A 2496-nucleotide genomic window follows, 5' to 3' on the forward strand; every position below is an offset into this window, starting at 1 on the left:
ACAGCGAGCGCCGCGCGGGCGGGGCGGCGGCGTCGAGGACGTCGCGCGGCTCGGCGTCGTCCGGCCCCACCGGGCCGCGCCCTGCGCCGTCCGGGTCCACCGGGCCTCGCCGAGCGTCGTCCGCGTCCGTCACCGCTCCGTCACCTGCCCCCTCGCTGCGCCGTCTGCCCATCGCCCGATTTGCCGGGTTCGGCGGTCGGCACGCTAGCGCACGCCCCGCTCGCGGCGCTGCGGCCCGCCTACAGCCGTCCCGGTCGCCGTCGTCCGCGACGCGACCTACCGTCGAATCCACCGACGTCGCCTCGAGGAGCTCACATGTTCGTGCAGATCGTCCAGGGGAAGGTCCGCCACCCGGAGCAGGTGCGCGCCGAGCTCGACCGGTGGGCGGAGGAGCTCAGCCGCACCAGCGTCGGCCTGCTCGGCGCCACGGCCGGCGTCACGCAGGACGGCCAGCTGATCAACGTGGCGCGCTTCGAGTCCGAGGAGGCGGCGCGCGAGAACAACGACCAGCCGAAGCAGAAGGCGTGGTGGGCCGAGACGGCCGAGTTCTTCGAGGGCACGCCGACGTTCGTCGAGAGCTCCCGGGTGGTCGAGGACGTCGTCGGCGACCCGGACCAGGCCGGCTTCGTCCAGGTCATCCAGGTCCGCACCACGGACTCCGACCGCGTCGAGGAGCTCATGTCGCGGCGTCCGGACGACCCGTCCGCGGCCCGCCCGGATGTCCTCGGCAGCCTGAGCATCGGCCACGACGACGGCACGTGGACGACGGTCATCTGGTTCACGTCCGAGGCCGAGGCGCGCGAGAACGAGGCCAAGGAGATGCCCGAGGAGATGCAGCAGCAGATGGCCGAGATGGCGGAGCTGACCGAGGGCGAGCCGACGTTCCTCGACCTCACGGATCCGTGGCTGTTCACACCCCGGCAGTGACCCGCCGCCGACCCGTCCCCGCAGCCGCACCACTCCCGGAATGCCGCGCGACCGCCCGGGGTTGACCCCGTCCGTGGCGAGCACCAGGCAGACGACGACCTCCACCTACGAGGACGGCGTCGGCTTCCGCTCGAAGCGCGGGCCGATCCTCATCGCGATCATGGTGACGACCGGCCTGGTCGCCATCGACGCGACGATCCTCGCCACGGCCGTCCCGACGATCGTCGCGGACCTCGGCGGGTTCTCGTCGTTCCCCTGGCTCTTCTCGGTCTACCTGCTGACGCAGGCAGTCTCCGTGCCGATCTACTCGAAGCTCGCCGACACCGTCGGGCGCAAGCCCGTGATCCTCGTCGGCGTCGGCCTCTTCCTGCTCGGCTCGATCCTGTGCGGGCTCGCCTGGTCGATGCCCGCCCTCATCGCGTTCCGCGCGATCCAGGGCCTCGGCGCGGGCGCCGTCCAGCCGATGGCGATCACCATCGCGGGCGACATCTACACGGTCGCCGAGCGCGCCAAGGCCCAGGGCTACATCGCGAGCGTGTGGGCCATCTCGTCCGTCGTCGGTCCGACGCTCGGCGGCCTCTTCTCCGAGTTCCTCGACTGGACCTGGATCTTCTTCGTCAACATCCCGCTGTGCGTGCTGGCCGCGTGGCTGCTGGTCCGCCACCTGCACGAGGACGTCCAGCGCGAGCGGCACCGCATCGACTGGGCCGGCGGCGGGCTGCTCACGGTCGGCTCGACCCTGCTGATCCTCGCGCTGCTCGAGGGCGGCAACGCCTGGGCCTGGACGGACCCGCGCAGCATCGGCGCGATCGCCGTCGGCGTCGCGATGCTCGTCGGGTTCGTGCTGGTCGAGCGCCGCGCGGCCGAGCCCGTGCTGCCGCTGTGGGTGCTGTCGCGGCGCCTGCTCGCGACGACGGCCCTCATCTCGGTCGGCGTCGGCGTTATCCTCATCGGCCTCACGTCCTACGTGCCGACCTGGCTCGAGGCGCTGCTCGACGTCTCGCCGCTGGTCTCCGGGCTCACGCTCGCCGCGATGACGCTCGGCTGGCCGCTCGCGGCGTCGCAGGCGGGACGCCTCTACCTGCGGATCGGCTTCCGCTCGACGGTCCTCATCGGGATCGTCGTGGTCGTGCTCAGCACGGCGGCGTTCGCGCTGCTCTCGCGGTCGCCGTCGATCGCCGTCGTCGCGGCGTGCTGCTTCGCCATCGGGATCGGCATGGGCCTCGTCGCGGCGCCGTCGCTCATCGCCGCGCAGTCGAGCGTCGACTGGGGCGAGCGCGGCGTCGTCACGGGCGCGAACCTCTTCGCCCGCTCGATGGGCAGCGCGGTCGGCATCGCCGCGCTCGGCGCCGTCGTCAACGCGCGCATGGCCGGCCAGGACGCGTTCGAGGCGCCCGACCTCTTCGGCGGCGCGGCGACCGCGGTGTTCGTCGCCGTCGCGGCGGTCGCAGCGGCGACCGCGATCGCCGTCGTCGCGATGCCGCGCGACAGGGTGGAGTCCGTCGCGAGCCGGTAGGCCGCGAGGTCCCGCCGCGAACCTCGAGCGCACGACGACGCCCCGGCGCGGCA

At 73.1% G+C, this 2496-nt stretch carries 2 protein-coding genes; both read left to right on the forward strand.

All coding sequences use genetic code 11. The features are described 5' to 3' along the window. The first annotated feature begins 315 nt into the window (after positions 1–315). The gene (locus ICW40_RS19870; RefSeq protein ID WP_221655710.1) at positions 316–927 is read left to right on the forward strand and encodes a hypothetical protein; all 612 of its coding nucleotides are present in this window, start codon (positions 316–318) and stop codon (positions 925–927) included. Between the two features lie 160 nt (positions 928–1087). Beyond that, a complete protein-coding gene (locus ICW40_RS19875) occupies positions 1088–2443 on the forward strand; it encodes an MFS transporter (RefSeq protein WP_260459499.1) in 1356 nt (451 codons plus the stop codon). Positions 2444–2496: the final 53 nt, after the last annotated feature.

Origin of the sequence: Actinotalea ferrariae (assembly GCF_019733465.1) — a bacterium.
GTDB classification, from domain to species: Bacteria; Actinomycetota; Actinomycetes; order Actinomycetales; family Cellulomonadaceae; genus Actinotalea; species Actinotalea ferrariae_A.